At 65.8% G+C, this 20620-nt stretch carries 21 protein-coding genes; 17 read left to right on the top strand and 4 right to left on the bottom strand.

All coding sequences use genetic code 11. The features are described from left to right. The first annotated feature begins 152 nt into the window (after positions 1-152). A complete protein-coding gene (locus tag NH14_RS07455; RefSeq protein WP_035532089.1) occupies positions 153-1037 on the top strand; it encodes a glucosamine kinase nucleotide-binding domain-containing protein in 885 nt (294 codons plus the stop codon). A gap of 103 nt (positions 1038-1140) precedes the next feature. After that, the gene (locus NH14_RS07450) at positions 1141-1965 is read left to right on the top strand and encodes a Cof-type HAD-IIB family hydrolase (RefSeq protein ID WP_035532092.1); all 825 of its coding nucleotides are present in this window, start codon (positions 1141-1143) and stop codon (positions 1963-1965) included. A gap of 41 nt (positions 1966-2006) precedes the next feature. Here the strand turns inward: NH14_RS07450 and NH14_RS07445 are convergent, their stop codons facing one another. Further along, positions 2007-2729, bottom strand: coding sequence for a histidine phosphatase family protein (locus NH14_RS07445; RefSeq protein ID WP_237179569.1), 723 nt, complete (start codon positions 2727-2729; stop codon positions 2007-2009). Positions 2730-2895: 166 nt separating this feature from the next. After that, positions 2896-3642, bottom strand: coding sequence for an aquaporin Z (aqpZ, locus tag NH14_RS07440; RefSeq protein WP_035532095.1), 747 nt, complete (start codon positions 3640-3642; stop codon positions 2896-2898). A gap of 287 nt (positions 3643-3929) precedes the next feature. On the opposite strand from aqpZ, the gene NH14_RS07435 reads away from it, so the two are divergent. Next, the gene (locus tag NH14_RS07435) at positions 3930-4226 is read left to right on the top strand and encodes an H-NS histone family protein (RefSeq protein WP_035532098.1); all 297 of its coding nucleotides are present in this window, start codon (positions 3930-3932) and stop codon (positions 4224-4226) included. A gap of 223 nt (positions 4227-4449) precedes the next feature. Here NH14_RS07435 and NH14_RS07430 read toward each other — a convergent pair whose 3' ends face one another. Further along, the gene (locus tag NH14_RS07430) at positions 4450-5517 is read right to left on the bottom strand and encodes a glycosyltransferase family 4 protein (RefSeq protein WP_035532101.1); all 1068 of its coding nucleotides are present in this window, start codon (positions 5515-5517) and stop codon (positions 4450-4452) included. Between the two features lie 605 nt (positions 5518-6122). Between NH14_RS07430 and flhD the strand changes: the two genes are divergently transcribed. The 12 genes from flhD (at position 6123) to cheZ (ending at position 18420) form a co-directional block, all read left to right on the top strand. Then, positions 6123-6440, top strand: coding sequence for a flagellar transcriptional regulator FlhD (flhD, locus tag NH14_RS07425; RefSeq protein ID WP_035532104.1), 318 nt, complete (start codon positions 6123-6125; stop codon positions 6438-6440). Between the two features lie 201 nt (positions 6441-6641). Next, on the top strand, positions 6642-7502 hold the full coding sequence (gene motA, locus NH14_RS07420; protein WP_035532107.1) for a flagellar motor stator protein MotA: 861 nt from the start codon (positions 6642-6644) through the stop codon (positions 7500-7502). An 89-nt stretch (positions 7503-7591) separates the two neighbouring features. After that, positions 7592-8620, top strand: coding sequence for a flagellar motor protein MotB (motB, locus tag NH14_RS07415; protein WP_035532110.1), 1029 nt, complete (start codon positions 7592-7594; stop codon positions 8618-8620). Between the two features lie 84 nt (positions 8621-8704). Then, positions 8705-9079, top strand: a complete 375-nt coding sequence (locus NH14_RS07410; RefSeq protein WP_035532112.1) for a response regulator — start codon at positions 8705-8707, stop codon at positions 9077-9079. A 90-nt stretch (positions 9080-9169) separates the two neighbouring features. Then, the gene (gene cheA, locus NH14_RS07405; protein ID WP_052148412.1) at positions 9170-11470 is read left to right on the top strand and encodes a chemotaxis protein CheA; all 2301 of its coding nucleotides are present in this window, start codon (positions 9170-9172) and stop codon (positions 11468-11470) included. Positions 11471-11522: 52 nt separating this feature from the next. Then, a complete protein-coding gene (locus NH14_RS07400; protein WP_035532115.1) occupies positions 11523-12062 on the top strand; it encodes a chemotaxis protein CheW in 540 nt (179 codons plus the stop codon). A gap of 102 nt (positions 12063-12164) precedes the next feature. After that, entirely contained in the window at positions 12165-14006 is a 1842-nt protein-coding gene (locus NH14_RS07395) for a methyl-accepting chemotaxis protein (RefSeq protein ID WP_035532118.1), read from the top strand. Between the two features lie 271 nt (positions 14007-14277). Beyond that, entirely contained in the window at positions 14278-15174 is an 897-nt protein-coding gene (locus NH14_RS07390) for a CheR family methyltransferase (RefSeq protein ID WP_035532241.1), read from the top strand. Further along, positions 15171-15986: a chemoreceptor glutamine deamidase CheD gene (gene cheD / locus NH14_RS07385; RefSeq protein ID WP_035532121.1), complete on the top strand. Its 816-nt coding sequence runs from the start codon at positions 15171-15173 to the stop codon at positions 15984-15986. The genes NH14_RS07390 and cheD overlap by 4 nt, the downstream gene beginning before the upstream one ends. A gap of 59 nt (positions 15987-16045) precedes the next feature. Next, the gene (locus NH14_RS07380; RefSeq protein WP_237179587.1) at positions 16046-17173 is read left to right on the top strand and encodes a protein-glutamate methylesterase/protein-glutamine glutaminase; all 1128 of its coding nucleotides are present in this window, start codon (positions 16046-16048) and stop codon (positions 17171-17173) included. Between the two features lie 85 nt (positions 17174-17258). Beyond that, positions 17259-17654: a chemotaxis response regulator CheY gene (cheY, locus tag NH14_RS07375; protein WP_035532124.1), complete on the top strand. Its 396-nt coding sequence runs from the start codon at positions 17259-17261 to the stop codon at positions 17652-17654. 79 nt (positions 17655-17733) lie between these two features. Further along, on the top strand, positions 17734-18420 hold the full coding sequence (gene cheZ / locus NH14_RS07370; RefSeq protein WP_035532245.1) for a protein phosphatase CheZ: 687 nt from the start codon (positions 17734-17736) through the stop codon (positions 18418-18420). Between the two features lie 135 nt (positions 18421-18555). On the opposite strand, the gene NH14_RS33445 is transcribed toward cheZ, so the two are convergent. Next, positions 18556-18777, bottom strand: coding sequence for a hypothetical protein (locus NH14_RS33445; RefSeq protein ID WP_237179622.1), 222 nt, complete (start codon positions 18775-18777; stop codon positions 18556-18558). Between NH14_RS33445 and NH14_RS07365 the strand changes: the two genes are divergently transcribed. Both NH14_RS07365 and NH14_RS07360 read left to right on the top strand, forming a co-directional pair. Next, positions 18713-19240, top strand: coding sequence for a DUF2844 domain-containing protein (locus NH14_RS07365; RefSeq protein ID WP_035532247.1), 528 nt, complete (start codon positions 18713-18715; stop codon positions 19238-19240). The two genes, NH14_RS33445 and NH14_RS07365, sit on opposite strands and share 65 nt — an antisense overlap. A gap of 17 nt (positions 19241-19257) precedes the next feature. Next, a complete protein-coding gene (locus tag NH14_RS07360; protein ID WP_331253422.1) occupies positions 19258-20586 on the top strand; it encodes a DUF3443 domain-containing protein in 1329 nt (442 codons plus the stop codon). The last annotated feature ends 34 nt before the right edge of the window (positions 20587-20620 follow it).

The following is a 20620-nucleotide window of genomic DNA, read 5'->3' as shown; positions in this document are numbered from 1 at the left end:
GAGTTCTCCTTGCGAGTAGCCCAGCAAGGATAGCGGATCGGCGGCGCACCGCCACCTGGCCGTGCGGCCAATTGTGCGAAAGACGCCGAGCCGTTAGTCTCACGGCTCGATCCTCATCAACTCACCGGTTCGCGCGCGGCGCGGCAAACATCATGCAGAAATATTCCTGGCTGGTCGGCGTGGATGGCGGCGGCACCGGCACGCGCGTCGCGCTGGGCGACCTCAATGGCGCTGAACTCGCGCGCGCATCCGCAGGGCCTTCCGGGCTTGGGCTCGGCATCGCGCGCGCCTGGCAATCGATCGAAGAAGGCGCACGCGCCGCGTTTGCACAAGCCGGGCTGGCGTTCGACTGGTCGCGCTGCGTGCTCGGCTGCGGTCTGGCGGGCGTGAACAACCCCGACTGGCTGGCCGCGTTTCGCGCGGCTGCGCCGCCTGTTGCGGGGCTCGCGGTCGAGAGCGACGTTTATACGTCACTGCTCGGCGCGCATGGTGGCAAGCCAGGCGTGGTCGTGGCGCTCGGCACGGGCAGTATCGCCGCCGCGCTCGATGCTCATGGCGCGTGCCGCATCGCCGGTGGTTTCGGCTTTCCGTCGGGCGACGAAGCGAGCGGCGCATGGTTCGGCCTGCGCGCGATCGTATGGGCGCAGCAGTCGCTCGATGGCCGCGTCGCGCCCGATGCCCTCTCGCGGGCGCTGCTCGCCCATATCGGTGCCGCCGATCGCGAGAGCCTGATCGTCTGGCAATGCGCGGCCAATCAGACCACTTATGCGAGCCTTGCGCCCGTGGTGCTCGCGCACCGCGATCACCCGTTCGTGGCGAAGCTGCTGGCGGAGGCCGGCGAAGCCGTCGCGCGCCTGATCTCGGCGCTCGACCCTGAAGCCGCGTTGCCTGCCGCGCTGGCTGGCGGTCTCGCCCAGCCGCTGCGCGACTGGATCCCGCAAGCTGTGCGTGAGCGCTTGCGCCCGCCCATCGCCGATTCCGCCTCAGGGGCGTTGATGCTTGCCCGACGCGAGGCAAAGCGGCTCGGCGGCGCGTAGCGAAGCGCAGCGGAGCCGAAGAAAGCGCTCGCACGGGCTTGGCGCTGCGGCGCCCATCGTCAGGTGCTAGCATTCAGGGTTTCCCCCCAGCCATCGAACCGCCATGTACAAGGTCATCGCAACCGATCTCGACGGAACGCTGCTCAACGCCGACCATCAGCTGGATCCGTTCACGGTTGCCACGTTCAACCAGCTCAACGGGCAAGGTTTGCAGTTCATCATCGCGACCGGCCGCCATTATTGCGATGTGGCGAGCATTCGCGGCCTGCTTGGCGTTCCCGCGTATCTGATCACCTCAAACGGCGCGCGCGTGCACGGCCCGGACGACGCGCTGATCCACGCGAGCGACCTGCCCGAGCCGGTGGTTCGCCGCCTCGTCGCGCCGGACACGGTGGGTGCGCATGGCCGCATAATCGTGAGCCTTTTCACGGACAGAGAGTGGTTCATCGACCGCGATGCGCCCGAACTGCTCGCTTACCACCAGGATTCGGGCTTCACTTACCGCGTGGCGGAGGATCTGGCGGCGATCGGCGGCGCGGGCATTGCCAAGGCGCTCTATATCGGCGACCCGGCTGACCTTGCCCAGGTTCAGCGCAGTCTCGAACGCGAGTTTGGCGACGCGCTCTATATCACCTACTCCCTGCCCGATTGTCTGGAAGTGATGGTTGCCGGCGTATCGAAGGGGCGCGCGCTGCGCGTCGTGCTCGACCGTCTGAACGTCGATGTCGCGCGGTGCGTGGCGTTCGGCGACAACATGAACGACATCGATCTGCTCGAAACGGCGGGCCATCCGTTCATGATGAACAACGCCAATCCCGACCTGATCGCGCGCCTGCCCCAAGTGCCGCGCATCGGCAATAACTTCGAGGCGGGCGTCGCCCATCACCTGCGCAAGCTCTTTGCGCTCGACGACGAGCTGGCGCGCTAACTCGCGCAAAGCCACGCTAATCCAGACGCTGGCCGCCTCTCTTACTGCGTCGTGGGGAGCGCCGCGCACGGACATTCGTCCGAGCGTCCATCGAGCCCCTCGCGGTCGTGGCTGAAGCGTGCGCGCGGCGCGTCTGCGCTCCAGTCGATACGCACCACGTAGATGCTGTCGAAATCGGCGCTCTGCCATTTGGGCACGTCCGACGCCTGCCCGCCGTGCTCCGCCACGATCTTGCGCACGAGCGTCTCGATTTCCCGATGTTCCCACCCGACCAGCAACGTGCGGCCGCGCCACGCCGGATCGAGCAGCGCTTGCTCCAGCGCGTCGGTCTGGGTATAGCCAAACGGCGTCTGAATCGGCAGTCCGAACTCGATGGCCGTGGGTTCGACGGTCGCGAGCGGGCGCACATAGTAATAGCGTTGCCCGCGGTCATCTTTCTGCTGGCCTGGGTCGGGTGCGTAGATCGCATCGGGCTTGCCATACTTTGCGGCAATCACGGCGGGTAGCGCGAGCGCGCGGTTCAAGCCCTTGCAGTTGAGCTGGCCGAGCCCTCCATCGGGCTTTTCGCCGTGACGCACGAATACCAGTGTTTCGATATCCTGAGCGTTTTCAGCGCATGCCGTGCCCGCACTCGCGAGCAAGCCACTGGCCGCCGCGAACAGCGTTGCCAGCAACGCCGCTTTGCGCCCGATGCGACGAGGCGCCAACGTGGCACGCGTTCTCGATACGGCGAGGCGGTCTGCTGAATGTCCTGAACGCTTCATGCGGTGCGCCTTAAATTCAGGGTGATGGGATCGCCCGATTCTAGCAGCGCCGCTTGCCTCACCTTGCGTGACCATGACGGAGCGCAAACGCAAACGCAAACGAACGCAAAAGCCAACGCAAAAACGGGCGCCGAAGCGCCCGTATGTCCAGACCGCATGAGGCCTGTTATGCGTGCACGCGAGCCGGCGCTTCAGCGACGGCTTCGCGGCGACCCGCGATCATCGGATAGACGATGCCGGCAATCGCCGCGCCGATGATCGGCGCGACCCAGAACAGCCAGAGTTGCGAGATCGCCTCGCCGCCCACGAAGAGCGCCGGGCCGGTCGAGCGCGCCGGGTTTACGGACGTATTGGTGACCGGGATCGAGATCAGGTGAATGAGCGTGAGGCACAGGCCGATGGCGATCGGCGCGAAGCCCGCGGGCGCGCGCTTGTCGGTCGAGCCGAGGATCACGAACAGGAAGAACGCCGTCATCACGACTTCGCAGACGAACGCCGCGACCAGCGTGTAGTGGCCCGGCGAATGATCGCCGTAGCCGTTGGTGGCGAAGCCGCTCGCGACGAGATCGAAGCCCGGCTTGCCGGTGGCGATGCACGCGAGCGCGGCTGCGCCGAGCGTGGCGCCGATCACCTGCGCCACCACGTACGGCACGAGATCGCGTGCGGGAAAGCGGCCGGCGACCATGAGGCCGACGCTAACCGCGGGATTCAGATGGCAGCCCGAAATATGTCCGATGGCGAAGGCCATGGTGAGCACCGTCAGGCCGAACGCGAGCGCGACGCCCACGAAGCCGATGCCGAGCCCCTGCACCGGGCCGTCGAAATGAGCGGCGAGCACGGCGCTGCCGCAGCCGCCGAGCACGAGCCAGAAGGTGCCGAAGATCTCGGCGAGAAGTCGTTTGGATAAGTGCATTTCGCGATGCCTCGAAAAGGTCTTTGACGAGTGCCGAGTAAAAAATGCCGGCACCAGGAGAGGCCCGATTCTAGGGATTCACGAAAAGCCAGGGTGTCAATGATTGTCAATTCCGCAGTAATTACTCTTATTATTGCGGTAGATGCGCATCGAATGCCGCTTCCGGCCGGCAATCGTTAAATGCGGCAATATCCCGATAAAACAGTATTAGCATCGATTGCTAATTCTGTTTTTTGCGTCTAACCTCGTTTCGAGTCTGCTAGATCGACAATGAAGGGGAGAGCCAAATGTCACAATATTCAGAACTCAAGGCCCAGATCGCCAAACTCCAGGCGCAGGCCGAGGACGCACGGCGTACCGAAATCGCGGAAGTCATCGCAATGATCCGCGAGAAAATCGTCGAATATGGCCTGTCTGCCCAGGACCTCGGCTTTGCGGCGGCCGCCAAGCGCGGACGCCCGCCCAAGAAGGCTCCGCTGCCCCCGCGCTATCAGGATCCCAAGACCGGCGCGACCTGGAGCGGGCGCGGAAAGCCGCCCAAATGGATCGCCGGCAAGAATCGCGAACGTTATTTGATCGCCTGATTTGCGCGCTCGATTGGGCGTTATGTAAATGTCAGCTTGAGCAATGCCGCACGGCCATGCAGGCCACAAGAGACTGGCGGGCCCATTTGCTTATCCAGATAAAAAGAGCCGCATGTAACATGCGGCTCTTTTTTGCGGCAAATAGTCGTGCTATTGCATTGTACGCAAACGATTCGCGCGGCCTTTTTTGCCTTTTTATCTCAATGTAAGGCACATCGCGCATTCAGCCCGCGGCTGCAACACGGCGAAGCACCGGGCGACGCGAGGCCTCGATCAGCGCCGAATAGCTCTCGACATAATTACTGGCCATGGTGTGCGACGTGAAGCGTTGCTCGAACTGCGCGCGAATAACGTCGCGTGAAAGAGAATCAATATTTTGTAGCGCGGCCACGGCGCCCTGCACATCTTCGCAGATAAAGCCGGTCAAGCCCGGATCGATCACTTCGGGTACTGAGCCGCGGTTGAAGGCGACCACAGGCGTGCCGCATGCCATCGCTTCGATCATCACGAGGCCAAACGGCTCGGACCAGTCGATCGGGAACAGCAGCGCCTTCGCACCCGAGAGGAACTCGGGCTTCTGCGCTTCGTTGATCTCGCCCACGAACTCCACGTGCGCCTGCGAAAGCAGCGGTTCGATCTCGGTTTTGAAGTAGTCCTGGTCGACCTTGTCCACCTTCGCGGCGATCTTCAGCGGCAGGCCCGAGAGCGCGGCGATCTTGATCGCGGTGTCCACGCGCTTTTCCGGGCAGATGCGGCCGAGGAACGCGAGGTACTCGGGCTTGCGGCTCGTTTGTGGCGTGAGCAGATTCTTCGGCAGGCCGTGATAGATCGTGTTCAGCCAGTTGGCCTGGGAGAGCGGCTGGCGCTGCGAATCCGAAATCGAAACGACGGGCGCTTCGGGGAACGAGTCGAACACCGGCTGCAGTTCGGGCAAGTCGAGACGGCCATGCAGCGTGGTCACGAACGGCGTGTCGAGCGTCGAGAACAGCGGGAACGGCAGATAGTCGAGGTGAAAGTGCAGCACGTCGAACTCGTGCGCCATGCGGCGCACGCGCTCGAGCAGAACGATGTGCGGGGCGAGCGCGTCGCGGATTGTCGGGTCCAGGCGCAGCGCGCGCGGCCATGCCGCTTCGAGCTTTGCCGTGGTGACCGAATCGCCGCTGGCGAACAGCGTCACGTCATGGCCGAGGTCGACCAGCGCTTCGGTCAGATAGGACACGACGCGCTCGGTACCGCCATAAAGCTTGGGCGGAACGGCTTCGTAAAGTGGCGCGATTTGTGCGATTCGCATTGGCTAGATCTCCTTGGGCATTTGCCGCATGACGTGCGACTGACATGGCAATGTGCGCGGTCAGGCGTTTCGTTTCGGTATCGGGTAATCCCTGACCTCGATTATGGACATTCGAATCGGCAATACGAGTTGTTTTGCAATCACTTAATGTTGTTACAGCGGGAAACACCGCCTGTAAGCACACATTGCAAAGCGTGACGCGCGAAAGCGCAGCGATCCGCAATTCCCGTGCCCGGCGATTCAATATGGTCAGACCCCATGGGAGATTTCGCACTTAGATTTGTTACGCATCAATGAAAAGGCTTTTATAATTGTCGGCAACCCGGCGAAATACCTGAAAAGCATCATTCAAATCGCCGTCTGGCTCGGCCCCTCTCTGTCTGTCAGAAAAATTCCTACACAAAAAGGAAAGTTTTTCTCGCATCGCGTCGCGGCATCCGTCCGATTTTCATTTGGCAGCACCCTCGCCACAATGCGTGGACGACCACTAGACGGGCCGTTCGGCTAGTCGTACCCTTCGCGCGACTTGCGAGCACCACTCCGAACGAGCAAACGTTTCCGTTACCGGCCTGACCAGCCGCTACGTTTCGAATTCGGGGAATTCCATGAGCGCGACGACGCCAAGCGACATGCTCAGCGAGATCAATGAAGTGAATCTGTCGTACCTGTTGCTCGCGCAACGGCTGCTGGGCGAGGACCGTGCCGCCGGCATGTTTCGCATGGGCATCTCGGAGGCGCTGGCCGACGTGCTGACCCGGCTCACGGCTGCGCAGACCGTGCGGCTCGCCGCCTCCAGCCAGCTCCTGTGCCGTTTCCGCTTCGACGAGCACGCCATCCTGAGCGCGCTGGCCGAAAAGGGCAAAGCCGCGCAGATTCGTTCGGCCATGCTGATGGCCGCCCAAAGCGCCGATCAGGCTGGCTGAGCCGGCGGCCCGCGTCTGTCCGGCTGCGCCGTTGCGCGCGGCATGCCGAACCGGCCCTCAAATACCGACCCTCAAACGTTTGCCCGCGCGGCAAGCGCGCGTCTGCCCGTTCTCAAAGTTTTTCGCGCTGGTGCCGTAAACCCAATCAAGGGCGCGGGCCGATGGCGGTTCGCGGCGCAATTTTCCAGTGAGGACCCGGCAGTGCTGATTATCGTGGGAACACTCGTGACGATCGTCTGCGTCTTCGGCGGCTACGCGCTGGAGGGCGGTCATCTGGCGGCGCTCATGCAGCCGATGGAGCTGTTGATGATTGGCGGCGCGGGTATCGGCGCGTTCATCCTCGGCAATGGCATGAAGACGATCAAGTCGACGCTGCGCGTCCTGCCTGCGCTCTTCAAAGGCGCCAAGTACAACAAGGACGTGTATATGGAGCTGCTCGCGCTGCTCTATGTCCTGCTCGCGAAAGCGCGCAAGGAAGGCACGCTCACGCTCGAAGCCGATATCGACGATCCGCAGAAAAGCCCGATCTTTACGCAGTATCCGAAGATCCTGGCCGACCCTCACATCGTCGAATTTCTCACCGACTATCTGCGGCTCATGGTGGGCGGCAACATGAACGCCTTCGAAATCGAAAGCCTCATGGACGAGGAGATCGAGACACATCACGCCGAGGGCGAAGCGCCCGCGCACGCGCTCTCGAAGGTGGGCGACGCCATGCCGGCGTTCGGCATCGTCGCGGCGGTGATGGGCGTGGTGCACACCATGGCTTCCGCCGACAAGCCGCCCGCAGTGCTCGGCGAAATGATCGCCCAGGCGCTGGTGGGCACCTTCCTCGGCATTCTGCTTTCGTATGGCTTGATCGGCCCGCTCGCGAGCCTCGCCGAGCAGCGCGTGGCCGAGTCCACCAAGATGTTCCAGTGCATCAAGGTCACGATCCTCGCGAGCCTGAACGGCTACGCGCCGGCCATTGCCGTCGAGTTCGGCCGCAAGGTGCTGTACTCGACCGAGCGGCCGTCGTTCACGGAGCTCGAAGAGCACGTGCGCCGCGTGAAGGCGAAATAAAGGCGAAATAAATTCGGCATGCGAATTGAGTCGAGAGCGGTGGCGATCATGAAGCAAGAGGTTCAGGCGATGAAGACGGGAGACGACCGATGAGCGGCAACAAGGATCGCGCCATCGTGGTGAGGCGCGCCGCGCCGAAGAAGGGCGGCCATCACGGCGGCGCATGGAAGCTCGCCTATGCGGACTTCATGACCGCGATGATGGCGTTCTTCCTGCTGATGTGGCTGCTCTCGTCGGCCTCGACGGTGCAGCTGCGCGGCATTGCCGACTACTTCAATCAGCCGCTCAAGGTCACGCTCTGGGGCGGCGATCGCAGCGCCGAGGATTCGAGCATCGTGAAGGGCGGCGGGCGCGATATTTCCTCGCAGGAGCAGGGCGTCACGCGCCGTAGCGACGGCACGAGAGCGCACGCGGACCGCGCCGTCGCGCACGCCGAAGATGAGGCGCAGAACAAGCTGCAAGGCTCGCTCGAACGCCAGGAGCAGGTGCGCCTGCACGACCTGCAAGTCAAGCTGATGGCCGCCATCGAAGCGAACCCGGTGTTGCGCCAGTTCCGCCAGCAGATCCGCATCGACTCCACGCTGCAGGGCCTGCGCATCGAGATCGTCGATTCGCAGAAGCGGCCGATGTTCGCGACCGCGCACGATGTGGTCGAGCCGTACATGCGCGACATCCTGCAGGCGATCGGCAAGACGCTGAACGACGTGCCCAACCGCATCGTCGTGCAGGGCCACACCGACGCCGTGCCCTATGCGGGCGGCGAGCGCGGCTATAGCAACTGGGAGCTTTCGGCGGACCGCGCGAACGCATCGCGCCGCGAGCTGATCGCGGGCGGCATGGACGAGGCGAAGGTGTTGCGCGTGCTGGGCCTCGCCTCCACGCAGAACCTGAACAAGGCCGATCCGCTCGATCCCGAGAACCGCCGCATCAGCATCATCGTGCTCAACCGGAAGTCGGAAGACGCGCTGACGCGTGACGACACCACGACCACCACGCTCTCCGACGACGCCGCGGGCTCGGGCAAGACGCTGTTGCCCGGACTCGTGACGGGCCCGGGCGGCGCGGCGAAGGCGCCGGCCGCGCGGGCGCCGGCGATGCAGGCCGAAGCACGGGAATAACGGCGGGGAATAACGCGGGGAATCAGTGTGCCGGCGCGGCGACCCGCGCAGCGACCAGCAAAGAAGCGCGCGAACGAGGAACGGATGATCAGAAATATTCTGGCAATCGACGATTCGGCGTCCATGCGGGAGATCCTGCGTGCGGCGTTCGGCTCGGCGGGTTACGAGGTGACGGTGGCCAACGACGGCGAAGACGGGCTCGAGCACGCGCTCGCACAGCGCTTCGATCTGGTGCTCACCGACCTGTACATGCCGCGCATGGGCGGGCTCGACCTGATCAAGCGGCTGCGCGCGAACCCGTCGTATCTGGAAACGCCGATCCTGGTGCTGACCACGGAGTCCGACGAAGGCTTCAAGGCGGCGGTGCGCGACGCGGGCGCGACGGGCTGGATCGAAAAGCCGGTGGACCCCGAGCTGCTCGTCGATCTGGCGAGCGCGCTCGGCGAAGTGGACCAATGAGCGGACCAATGAGCGAACCAGCGGGCGGATACCTGAAGTACGCAGGCCAGTGCCGCGCCCCGGCTACACAATTATCGCGGTGAAAGAGCAATGACTCTCGACATCACACAGTTCTATCAGACGTTCTTCGACGAGGCGGACGAGTTGCTCGCGCAGATGGAGCAGCTTCTCCTGAACCTGAACGTCGGTCAGCCCGATCCCGAGGATCTCGCGGCGATCTTTCGCGCGGCGCACTCGATCAAGGGCGGCGCGGCGACCTTCGGCTTCACCGCGCTCACCGAGACGACCCACATTCTGGAGTCGCTGCTCGATCGCGCGCGCAACCACGAACTCGTGCTGCGCAAGGACATGATCGACACGTTCCTCGAAACCAAGGACGTGCTCTCCGACCAGCTCGCAGCCTATCGCGCGAGCGCCGAGCCCGATGCGTCGGCGGCCGCGGCCGTGCGCGCGAAGCTCGAGCAGCTCTATGCGGAAAGCCGTGGCCTTGCCGCGCCGGCTGTCGTGGCTGCGCCCGCGCCGGCCGCTGCCGTTGCTGCAGCCGTGGCTGCGCCCGCCGCCGACTCCGAAGAGGATCTCGACGCCGCGTTCGAAGCGAATCTGCCCTCGGCGATGGGCGGCGCTCCCGAGCACGTCGTGGATGAGGCGATGGCCGCCGCGCCGGCCGGGGGCGATGGTCCGCACCTGCGCATCACGCTGCGCCGCGTCGACGCGAAGGATCAGGCGCTGCTCGCCGAAGAGCTCGGCAATCTGGGCCGCATTCTCGGCCAGGTGAAGACCGGCGACGACCTCACGCTGTGGCTCGAAACCGATGTGCCCGCCGACGATATCGTCGCCGTGTGCTGCTTCGTGATCGACGAAAGCCAGATCGTGATCGGACGCGGCGCACCCGCGCCAAGCGAGGCGAGCGCCGCGCCTGTTGCGCAGGCGAGCGAGATTGCCGCACCGGCGGTGGTGTTCGAGCCCGAGCCGCAAGCGACGCCAGAATCGGCGCCCACACCCGCACCCGCGCTGCTGCAAGAGCAAGCCGAAGCGCCCACGCTCGTTGCGGCAACTCCGGCAGCGGCTCCCGCAGCGCCTGCCGCCGCCACCGCGAACGCCGACCACGACCGCAAGCCGCGCGCGGCAGCCGCCGCATCGGCGGTATCGACCGAAGGCAGCTCGATTCGCGTGGGCGTGGAGAAGGTCGATCAGCTCATCAATCTGGTGGGCGAGCTCGTCATCACCCAGGCGATGCTCGCGGAAACCACCAGCAGTTTCGACCCGGCGCTGCACGACCGCCTCTTCAACGGCATGGCGCAGCTCGAACGCAATGCGCGCGATTTGCAGGAAGCGGTGATGTCGATCCGCATGATGCCGATGGACTATGTGTTCAGCCGCTTCCCGCGTCTCGTGCGCGATCTCGCCGCGAAGCTCGGCAAGCAAGTGGAGCTGGTCACGTTCGGCCAGGCGACCGAGCTCGACAAGAGCCTCATCGAGCGCATCATCGACCCGCTCACGCACCTCGTGCGCAACTCGCTCGACCACGGCATCGAAACCGTGGAGGCGCGCCGCGCCGCGGGCAAGGACGGCACGGGCCAGCTCGTGCTCTCCGCCGCGCATCACGGCGGCAATATCGTGATCGAGGTGAGCGACGACGGCGCGGGGCTGCGCCGCGACAAGATTCTCGCGAAGGCGATCAAGCAGGGCATGCAGGTGAGCGAAACGATGACCGACGAAGAGGTCTGGAATCTCATCTTCATGCCGGGCTTCTCGACCGCCGACCAGGTCACCGACGTGTCGGGCCGCGGAGTCGGCATGGACGTGGTGAAGCGCAACATCCAGTCGATGGGCGGCCACGTGGAAATCACCTCGCACGCGGGCAAGGGCACCACGACGCGCATCGTGCTGCCGCTCACGCTGGCGATTCTCGACGGCATGTCGGTGAAGGTCGGCAGCGAGATCTTCATTCTGCCGCTGAACTTCGTGATGGAGTCGCTGCAGCCGCGTCACGAAGATATCTACACCGTCACCAACGGCGACCGCGTGGTGCGCGTGCGCGGCGAATATCTGCCGCTAGTGGCGCTGCACGCCGCGTTCAACGTGGAGGGCGCGCGCACGGATCCCACCCAGGGCATCGTCACCATCATGGAGACCGAGGGCCGGCGCTTCGCGATGCTCATCGACGAGCTGGTGGGCCAGCAGCAGGTCGTGGTGAAAAACCTCGAAACGAACTATCGCAAGGTGCATGGCATCTCGGCGGCGACCATCCTCGGCGACGGCAGCGTTGCGCTGATCGTCGACGTGGCCGCGCTCAACCGCGAAACGCGTGCGACGCACGGCGTGAGCGTGGGTACGAATGTGGCCACGCATGCGGCCAAAAATGCAGGGGCGTTTGCTGAATTCGCCTAAACGCACAGCAGTCCGGATCAACCAACCATTTCCCAACCGTTCAGGGGCTAACGTGGCAGAAGTCCAATCCATTCAGGGCAGCGGCGCAGCAGGCGCCGTGGCCGGTGCGCACCGCCGCGACGCGCAGCAAGCCGATGCAGGCGGCCAGGAATTCCTCGTCTTCACGCTGGGCGCGGAAGAGTACGGCATCGACATTCTCAAGGTGCAGGAAATTCGCGGCTACGAGAGCGTGACCCGCATCGCGAACGCGCCCGAGTTCATCAAGGGCGTGATCAACCTGCGCGGCATCATCGTGCCGATCGTGGACATGCGCATCAAGTTTCACCTGGGCCGCGTCGAGTACGACCATCAGACCGTCGTGATCATCCTGAACGTCGCGCATCGCGTGGTGGGCATGGTGGTGGACGGCGTATCCGACGTGCTCACGCTGCAGACGGACCAGATCATGCCCGCGCCCGAATTCGGCGCGACGCTCACGACCGAGTACCTCACGGGGCTCGGCACCGTGGACGGCCGCATGCTGATCCTGATGGACATCGAAAAGCTCATGACGAGCCGCGAGATGGCGCTGATCGAAGCGCTCGGCGCTTAAGGCACCCACGGGCACCCACGGGCACCCACGCGGCACCCACGGGCACTCACGCGATATCCACAGCACGGCCCGCAAACGCCACACAGGACAGGAGCACACGAGATGTTGCACAGGTGGTCGATTCGCACGACGCTCACGGGCGTCGCGTTCATTTTGTTGGCGCTGACGGGCCTCGTCGGTGCGCTCGGGCTGTACGCGCTCGGCAATGCGAGCGAGTCGCTTGCCACGATCGCGCGCGGCGACCTCGTCGCGATGCATGCGCTCAGCGATTCGTCGTCGTATCTGCTGCGCGCGCGCGTCTCGTTCGACCGCGCCAACTCGCTCAACGAGGCGGGCCAGAGCGACGAGGCGAAGAAGGCCATCGAGCGCGCCGAATATCTGCTCGGCAAGTCCAACGAAGCGTGGAAGGCCTTCGAGACCGCGCCCAAGCCCGGCATCGAAGCCGCCGCGCTCGACACGCTCAACGCAAAGCACGCGACCTTGCTGCAAGACGGCGTGCAGCCCGAACTCGCGGCGTTGCGCGCAAACGATATCGCCGCGTACCAGGCCGTCGCCCGCACGAAGATCAGCCCGATGTTCGTCGACTACGACAATTCGGCCGCGCCGATCGCGCAGCAGTTGCAGGACAGCGCTCAGGCGCGCGAGCAAAGCGCGCGCGCGCAAATCTCGCTCATGCGCACGCTGATCGCGGTGGCGATCGCGGTGGCGCTCGTGCTCGTGGTGGTGATCCGCTTCGCGCTGCGCGGCCTTATCGTGCAGCCGCTCGAAGACGCGGTGCAGGCGTTCGAGCGCATCGCGCACGGCGACCTCACCGAGCGCATCGAGGTGTACAGCAAGAACGAGATCGGGCGTCTTTTCGGGGGCATCAAGCGCATGCAGGAAAGCCTCGTCACGCTGGTGTCGGCCGTGCACACGGGTGCTGACTCCATCGACGTGGGCGCGCGCGAGATCGCCATGGGCAATACCGACCTCTCGCAGCGCACCGAGCAGCAGGCCGCCTCGCTGCAGGAGACGGCGTCGAGCATGGAGCAGCTCACCGGCACCGTGCGCCAGAACGCCGAGAACGCGCGCCAGGCGAGCCAGCTTGCCGTCAACGCGTCGGACATCGCCACGCGCGGCGGCGTGGTGGTGGGCGAAGTCGTCGAGACGATGCAGGACATTGCCGCGAGCTCGGCGAAGGTCGTGGACATCATCAGCGTGATCGAAGGCATTGCGTTCCAGACCAACATCCTCGCGCTCAATGCGGCCGTGGAAGCGGCGCGCGCGGGCGAGCAGGGGCGCGGCTTCGCGGTGGTCGCGGGCGAAGTGCGCAGCCTCGCGCAGCGCAGCGCGAGCGCGGCGAAGGAAATCAAGGAGCTCATCAACGACTCGGCGCAGAAGGTGCAAAGCGGATCGGACCTGGTGGGCCGCGCAGGCACGACGATGGAGGAAATCCTTCAGGCCGTGCGCCGCGTGACCGACATCATGGGAGAGATCAGCGCGGCTTCGGAGGAGCAGTCGGGCGGCATCGAGCAGGTGAACCGTGCTGTCACGCAGATGGACACCGTCACGCAGCAGAACGCGGCGCTCGTGGAAGAGGCTGCGGCTGCGGCGGCGTCGCTCGAAGAGCAGACGCGCAACCTGCAGGCCGTGCTGGGGACGTGGCGCACGAATGGGAGCGCTCATGCGGGCGGTCACGATGCGCAAGCGCGCGCAGCGAGCGTGCATGCCGTGAAGGCCGAGCCCAAAACGGCGCCAGCGGCTGCTGTTACGGCTGTTTCGGCCGCTACGGCTGTAAAGCACACGCCGCCGGCGGCTGGCGGCACGGCGCGAGCGAGTTCGAGCGCGAAGCACGCGGCTGCAGCGAAGCCGCAGCCAAAGCCGGCCAGCGCCGCGCGCGTCGAACCGCAAGCGGCAGTCGCTACGGCGTCTGTGCAGGACGATGCCGACTGGGAAACGTTCTGAGCGACCCGGCACGGCAGTACGACGAGAAGCACGCACAAAGCACGCGGAAATACGTTGAAACGAACAAGGCAATGCACATGAGCGCACAAGGACGGCAAGATTCGCACCGCGCGGTGGCCTGCACGGCCCGCGCGGCAGCGCGGGCGCTGCAGGCATTGCAGACGGGCGTGGCCGCGGGAGCCGCAGCATGAAGGCGCTGCGTTTTTCCCGTGCTGCGCGCACGGAACTAGCGGAGCGCGTCGAGCGTGGCGACGCCGCGCGCGCGCCGGGCATGTCAGGCATCCCAGGAGAAGGTAGCGCACGCGATTTCGAATTCACTTCGGCGGACTTCGAACGCATTCGCGCGCTGATCCACCGCCGCGCGGGCATCTCGCTTTCGGACCACAAGCGCGACATGGCATACAGCCGTCTCGCGCGGCGCTTGCGCGCGCTCGGGCATGAGAGCTTTCGCGCGTATCTCGACGAACTCGAGCAGCGCAACGACGCGAACGAGTGGGAAGCGTTCACCAACGCGCTCACCACCAACCTCACGGCGTTCTTTCGCGAGGCGCATCACTTCCCGATCCTCGCCGACTTCGTCCAGCGCCGCTCGCAGGTTTCGGTGTGGTGCTCGGCGGCCTCGACGGGCGAGGAGCCGTACTCGATCGCGATGACGCTGATCGAAGCGCTCGGCGAGCGCGCCGCGCGCGAGGCGCGCGTGCTCGCAACCGATCTCGACACCCAGGTGCTCGCGAAGGCGCAAGCGGGCGTGTATGCGTTCGACCAGGTGAAGCACCTCTCGCCGGAGCGCCTCAAGCGCTTCTTTCTCAAGGGCACGGGCGGGCATGCGGGGCTCGTGAAGGTGCGCCCGGAACTGCGGCAGATGATCCGCTTCGAGCAACTGAATCTCACCGATGCGGACTACGGATTGCGCACGGCGTTCGACGCCATCTTCTGCCGCAACGTGATGATCTACTTCGACAAGCCGACCCAGGCCCAGGTGCTCGCGCGCTTCGAGCCGCTGATGAAGCCGGATGGCCTGCTGTTCGCGGGTCATTCGGAGAACTTCACGTATGTGACGCAGGCGTTCCGCCTGCGCGGCCAGACCGTGTACGAGCGCGCCGCGAGCGCGGGCACGGCGGCGTCGCGCCACGGCGCGAAGGCCGAACCGGTGGGAGCAGCCGCATGAGCCTGCCGGTCGCGGCCAATCGCTACTTCGACTCGCACTTCCAGCGCCCCGGCGTGAAGCTGCTGCCCAACGAATTTTTCACTACTGGCGAGGACATGGTGCTCGTCACGGTGCTCGGCTCGTGCGTGGCCGCCTGCATCCAGGACCGCACTGCGGGCATCGGCGGCATGAATCACTTCATGCTCCCCGACGACGGCGCCGATGCGAACAACACGCTGCCCGCCGCTTCCGATGCGATGCGCTACGGCGCCTACGCGATGGAAGTGCTCATCAACGAGCTGATCAAGGCGGGCGGACGGCGCGAGCGCTTCGAGGCGAAGGTGTTCGGCGGCGCGGCCGTGCTCGCGGGCATGACGACCATGAATATCGGCGACCGCAACGCCGCGTTCGTGCGCCGCTATCTGGCTACCGAGAGCATCCGCATCGTCGCCGAGGATTTGCAGGGCTCGCATCCGCGCAAGGTCGCGTTCCTGCCGCGCACGGGCCAGGTGATGGTCAAGAAGCTGCGCCTCTCGCAGGAGTCGAGCGTGGCCGAGCGCGAGCAGCAACTCGCGCAGCAAACACCCGAAGCGCGCGCCGAACGGCTCGCGCGGGCCCGCGCGCGCGTGGAGCTGTTCGGCTTGCGCAGCGGCGGCGCGGCGAGCGCGGGCAATGCGGCTGGCACGGTTGGCACGTCTGGAACTGGCAACGCCGCCGCATTCTCATCATCGAAGCCGCCGCCGGCGCGCCCGCGCGTCGAGTGGTTCGGCGCAAGCGCGCCCGGGGCGCGGCCATCCGCTCAAGACAACGCCCGGACAGTGGAGGAGGCGTGAACGCTGTGCAGAAAATCAAGGTTCTATGCGTCGATGATTCGGCGCTGATCCGCAGCCTGATGACGGAGATCATCAACGGCCAGCCGGACATGACCGTTGTCGCCACCGCGCCCGATCCGCTCGTGGCGCGCGAGCTCATCAAGCAGCACAACCCCGACGTGCTCACGCTAGACGTCGAGATGCCGCGCATGGACGGGCTCGACTTTCTCGAGAAGCTCATGCGTCTGCGGCCGATGCCGGTCGTGATGGTGTCCTCGCTCACTGAGCGCGGAAACGAAATTACGCTGCGCGCGCTGGAGCTGGGCGCGGTCGATTTCGTGACCAAGCCGAAAGTGGGCATTCGCGACGGCATGCTCGACTACGCCGAAAAGCTCGCCGACAAGGTGCGCGCCGCTTCGCGCGCGCGCGTGCGTCCGGCTGCGCGTGCGCCGGCTGCCGGGGTTGGGGCGACGGCGGCTTCGGGCGCTGCTGCGCCGGGCGCCGGCGCGCACGCGGCCCATCTCGCCGGCGCTCACGGTGCTAACGGTGCTCAAGGCGCTCACCCGCACGCGCCGGTTCACGCCGCGCCGATGCTCAACAATCCGCTCGTCTCGACCGAAAAGCTGGTGATCGTCGGGGCGTCGACGGGCGGCACCGAAGCCATCCGCGAAGTGCTCCAGCCGCTGCCGCCCGACGCGCCCGCGGTGCTCATCGCGCAGCACATGCCGCCCGGCTTCACGAAGTCGTTCGCGCAGCGCCTGAACGGCCTGTGCCGCATCACCGTGAAGGAGGCGGAGCATGGCGAGCGCGTGCTGCCCGGCCACGCCTATATCGCGCCGGGTCACGCGCATTTGCTGCTCGCGAGAAGCGGCGCGAACTACATCGCCCATCTGTCCGACGAGCCGCCGGTGAACCGGCATCGGCCGTCGGTGGACGTGCTGTTCCGCTCGGCGGCGCTGCACGCGGGCAAGAACGCGATCGGCGTGATTCTGACGGGCATGGGCCGCGACGGCGCGGCGGGCCTGCTGGAAATGCGCGCGGCGGGCGCGTTCACGCTGGCGCAGGACGAGGCGAGCTGCATCGTGTTCGGCATGCCGCGCGAGGCGATCGCGATGGGCGCCGCCGACGAGATCGCCCCGCTCGCCGAGATGAGCCGCCGAGTGATGCTGCGCCTCGCCAGCATGGGCGAGCGCGTGCAGCGCGTGTAGGGTCTGCTCACCGTGGTACGTGCAGGGCATGCCGGGCGTGGGCTCGTGCATGTAGCGAAATTTTGGTTTAGAGGAAGGAAACGCGATGGATAAGGGAATGAAGATTCTGGTAGTGGACGACTTTCCGACGATGCGCCGGATCGTCCGCAACCTGCTCAAGGAGCTGGGCTACTCGAACGTCGATGAAGCCGAGGACGGCGCGGCGGGTCTCGCGCGCCTGCGCAGCGGCAGCTACGACTTCGTGATTTCCGACTGGAACATGCCGAACCTCGACGGCCTTGCGATGCTCAAGGCGATCCGCGCGGATGCGGCGCTTTCGCACCTGCCGGTGCTGATGGTGACGGCGGAGTCGAAGAAGGAAAACATCATCGCGGCGGCGCAGGCGGGCGCGAGCGGTTACGTGGTGAAGCCGTTCACGGCCGCGACGCTCGACGAGAAGCTCAACAAGATTCTCGAAAAGATGGCGAAGGCCGGGAGCTGACTTGAACGAGTTCACCGACGTGCAGCCCGCCGTGCGGCCCGCGGGGCAACCCGAGGTGCCGCCCGGCGCGCAACCTGCGATGCAGCAGATCGACGCCGAAACGGGCGAGCTTGCTTCGGACCGCATCCTCGCGCGCATCGGCCAGCTCACGCGCACGCTGCGCGACTCCATGCGCGAGCTCGGCCTCGACAAGCATGTGGAGCGCGCGGCCGAGGCCGTGCCCGACGCGCGCGACCGGCTGCGATACGTCGCGAACATGACGGAGCAGGCCGCCGAGCGCGTGCTGTCCGCGATCGAGGTGGCCAAGCCGATGCAGGAGCAGCTCGAAAGCGACGCGAAGGAGCTCTCGGCGCGCTGGGCCACCTGGTACGGCGCGCCGATCGGCCGCGAGGAAGTGCGCGCGCTGATGGACGACACGCGCCAGTTTCTGGACGGCGTGCCGCAGTCCACGGCGGCGACCAACCAGCAACTGCTCGAAATCATGCTCGCGCAGGATTTCCAGGACCTGACCGGCCAGGTGATCAAGAAGATCATGGACGTGGTCTATCTGATCGAGCAGCAACTGCTCACGGTGCTGGTCGAGAACATCGCGCCGGAGCGGCGCGAGCAGTTCGCGGCGACTGCCGCGCTGCTCGCGGAGACGGCCAGTGGCACGGGCAGCCCCGAGGCCCTTCTGAACGGCCCGCAGATCGATCCCGAGGGCAAGGCCGACGTGATGCAGGATCAGGCACAGGTGGACGACCTGCTCGCGAGCCTCGGGTTTTAGCGCGAGGGCGGCGGCCTCCTGCGTCGCCTTTCAGTCTGCTTCCCGCTTGCCTGGCGTCGCGGTCCGCTTGACGGCGCGCCTGCCTGGCCGTCAGGCTAGCTCCCGAATGTCATTTCGGGCAGGCATACTAGGCGCTTACACATTGTCATTGCCGCCACGGTGCGCCGAGCAATGCGCGACCGGGAGAGGGAGGATCACCTTGTATCCGCACGCATCCACCGTTGCGCCTGTGGCGCCCGCCGCGCCGGGCGCGTCCAGTCCGCTTTCAACATCGCGTTTTGCCGCCGCGCTCGTGTGCGCGATCGGCATATGGGGAATCGCGCAGCCGGCCAGCGCCGCGCTGGGTGGCGCGCCCATGAGCACGCCGCAAGGCGCGAGCGTCACGGTTCCCAATGTTCCCAACGCCGCCGCCAGCCCGGCTGGACAGGGGGCCGCCTCCGCGGTCGTGCGTCAGGCGACCCAGGCCAGCGCGGCATCCGCGGATTCCGCTGCCGGCGGCACGGCCGCGTCGTATACCGTGAAGCAGACCACGCTCGCGAACGGCACCGTCGTACGCGAGTACATCTCCCAGTCAGGGACCGTGTTCGGCGTGGCCTGGAACGGGCCGCAGCCGCCCGACCTCGCGACGCTGCTCGGCAGCTATTTCCCGCAGTACGTTTCCGGGGTGGAAGCCAATCGCGCGAGAGGCGTGCGCGGCCCCGGCGCGATCGAGAGCAGCGGTCTCGTCGTGCACTCGGGCGGCCACATGGGCGCCTTCTCGGGCGAGGCATGGCTGCCGCAGGCGCTGCCGGCTGGCGTCAGCACGTCCGACATCCAATAACGAACGGGAGGCGAAACGTGTCCATCCACGGAATCTCCGGCGCCTTCGTTCGCGCCCTGCGCGAGCCGCGTGCTTGTTTCTTTGCCGTGCTGTTCGCACTTACAGCGGGCCTGGCCGCGTGCGGCGGCGGTGGTGGTGGCTCCAGTGGCTCCGGCGGAGGCTCCAGCGCCGGGGGCAGCGGCGACACCTCGTCGTTGCCCGCGGGTCCCCAGCAGCAACCCATCGCCGCCTCGGGCCCGAATGCCGTGGCCGTGACCGTGAACCGGGGCATCACCGGCAATGTGCCCAACATCCCCACGGTGAGCGTGACGATCTGCGTGCCGAACACCGGCACTTGCCAGAAAATCGACAATATCCAGGTGGACACGGCCTCGTTCGGGCTGCGCGTGGTCAGCTCGGCGCTCGGCGGCTTCAATGGCACGTTGCCGCTGACCACCAGCAACGGCGCGACGCTCGCCGAGTGCACGGGGTTCGCCGACGGCTACACGTGGGGCACGGTGCGAAGCGCCGACGTGAAGATCGGCGGCGAAACGGCCAGCAACATTCCGATCCAGGTGATCGGCGACCTCGCCACGTCCACGGTCCCAACGGCCTGTTCGAGCATCGGCCCGTCGCAGAACTCGGTGCAGGCGCTTGGCGCGAACGGCATTCTCGGCATCGGCGTTGCGGCGTGGGACTGCGGCGCGGGCTGCGCGATTTCCGCGCAGAGCAGCTTCTATTACGCATGCCCCAACGGCACCATGAGCAACAACTGCGCGAACACCGCTGTCACGCTGAACAACCAGGTAGCCAATCCCGTCGCGCACTTTCCCGTCGACAACAACGGCGTGATCCTGCAGATGCCGCCCATCTCCAACAACGGCCAGGCCTCCGCCACGGGCACGCTGGTGTTCGGCATCGGCACGCAGCCGAACAACGCGATACCCACCTCGGTGCAGCGTTTCGCGACCGACGGAGGGGGCAACATGACCGGCACGTATAACGGCCACGCGGTGAGGGCGGCCTTCCTCGACTCGGGCTCGAACGGCCTGTTCTTCACCGACAGCGGCATTGCGCAGTGCGGCGGCAATCTCGGCACGTTCTACTGCCCGGCCAAGCCGCTCACGCTCAGCGCGACGCTCACCGACAAGAACAACGTCTCGAGCAACGTGAGCTTTAACGTGGTGAGCGCATCGGTGCTGCTCAATAGCGGCTCCAACTTCGCGCTCAACGATCTTGCCGGGTCGTTCGGGTCGAGCGCGAACCTCGACCTCGGCTTGCCGTTCTTCTACGGTCGTTACGTGTATTACGGCCTGGATCAGAAGAGCTACGGATCCGGCTCGCAAACGCCCTACGTCGCGTTCTGACATGTTCTGATGCGCACGCCCTGCGCGTCCGCCG

Source organism: Paraburkholderia sacchari (genome assembly GCF_000785435.2).
Taxonomy (GTDB): Bacteria; Pseudomonadota; Gammaproteobacteria; order Burkholderiales; family Burkholderiaceae; genus Paraburkholderia; species Paraburkholderia sacchari.
Note: the sequence above shows the minus strand (reverse complement) of the source record. Positions and strands in the feature narration are given on the sequence as shown.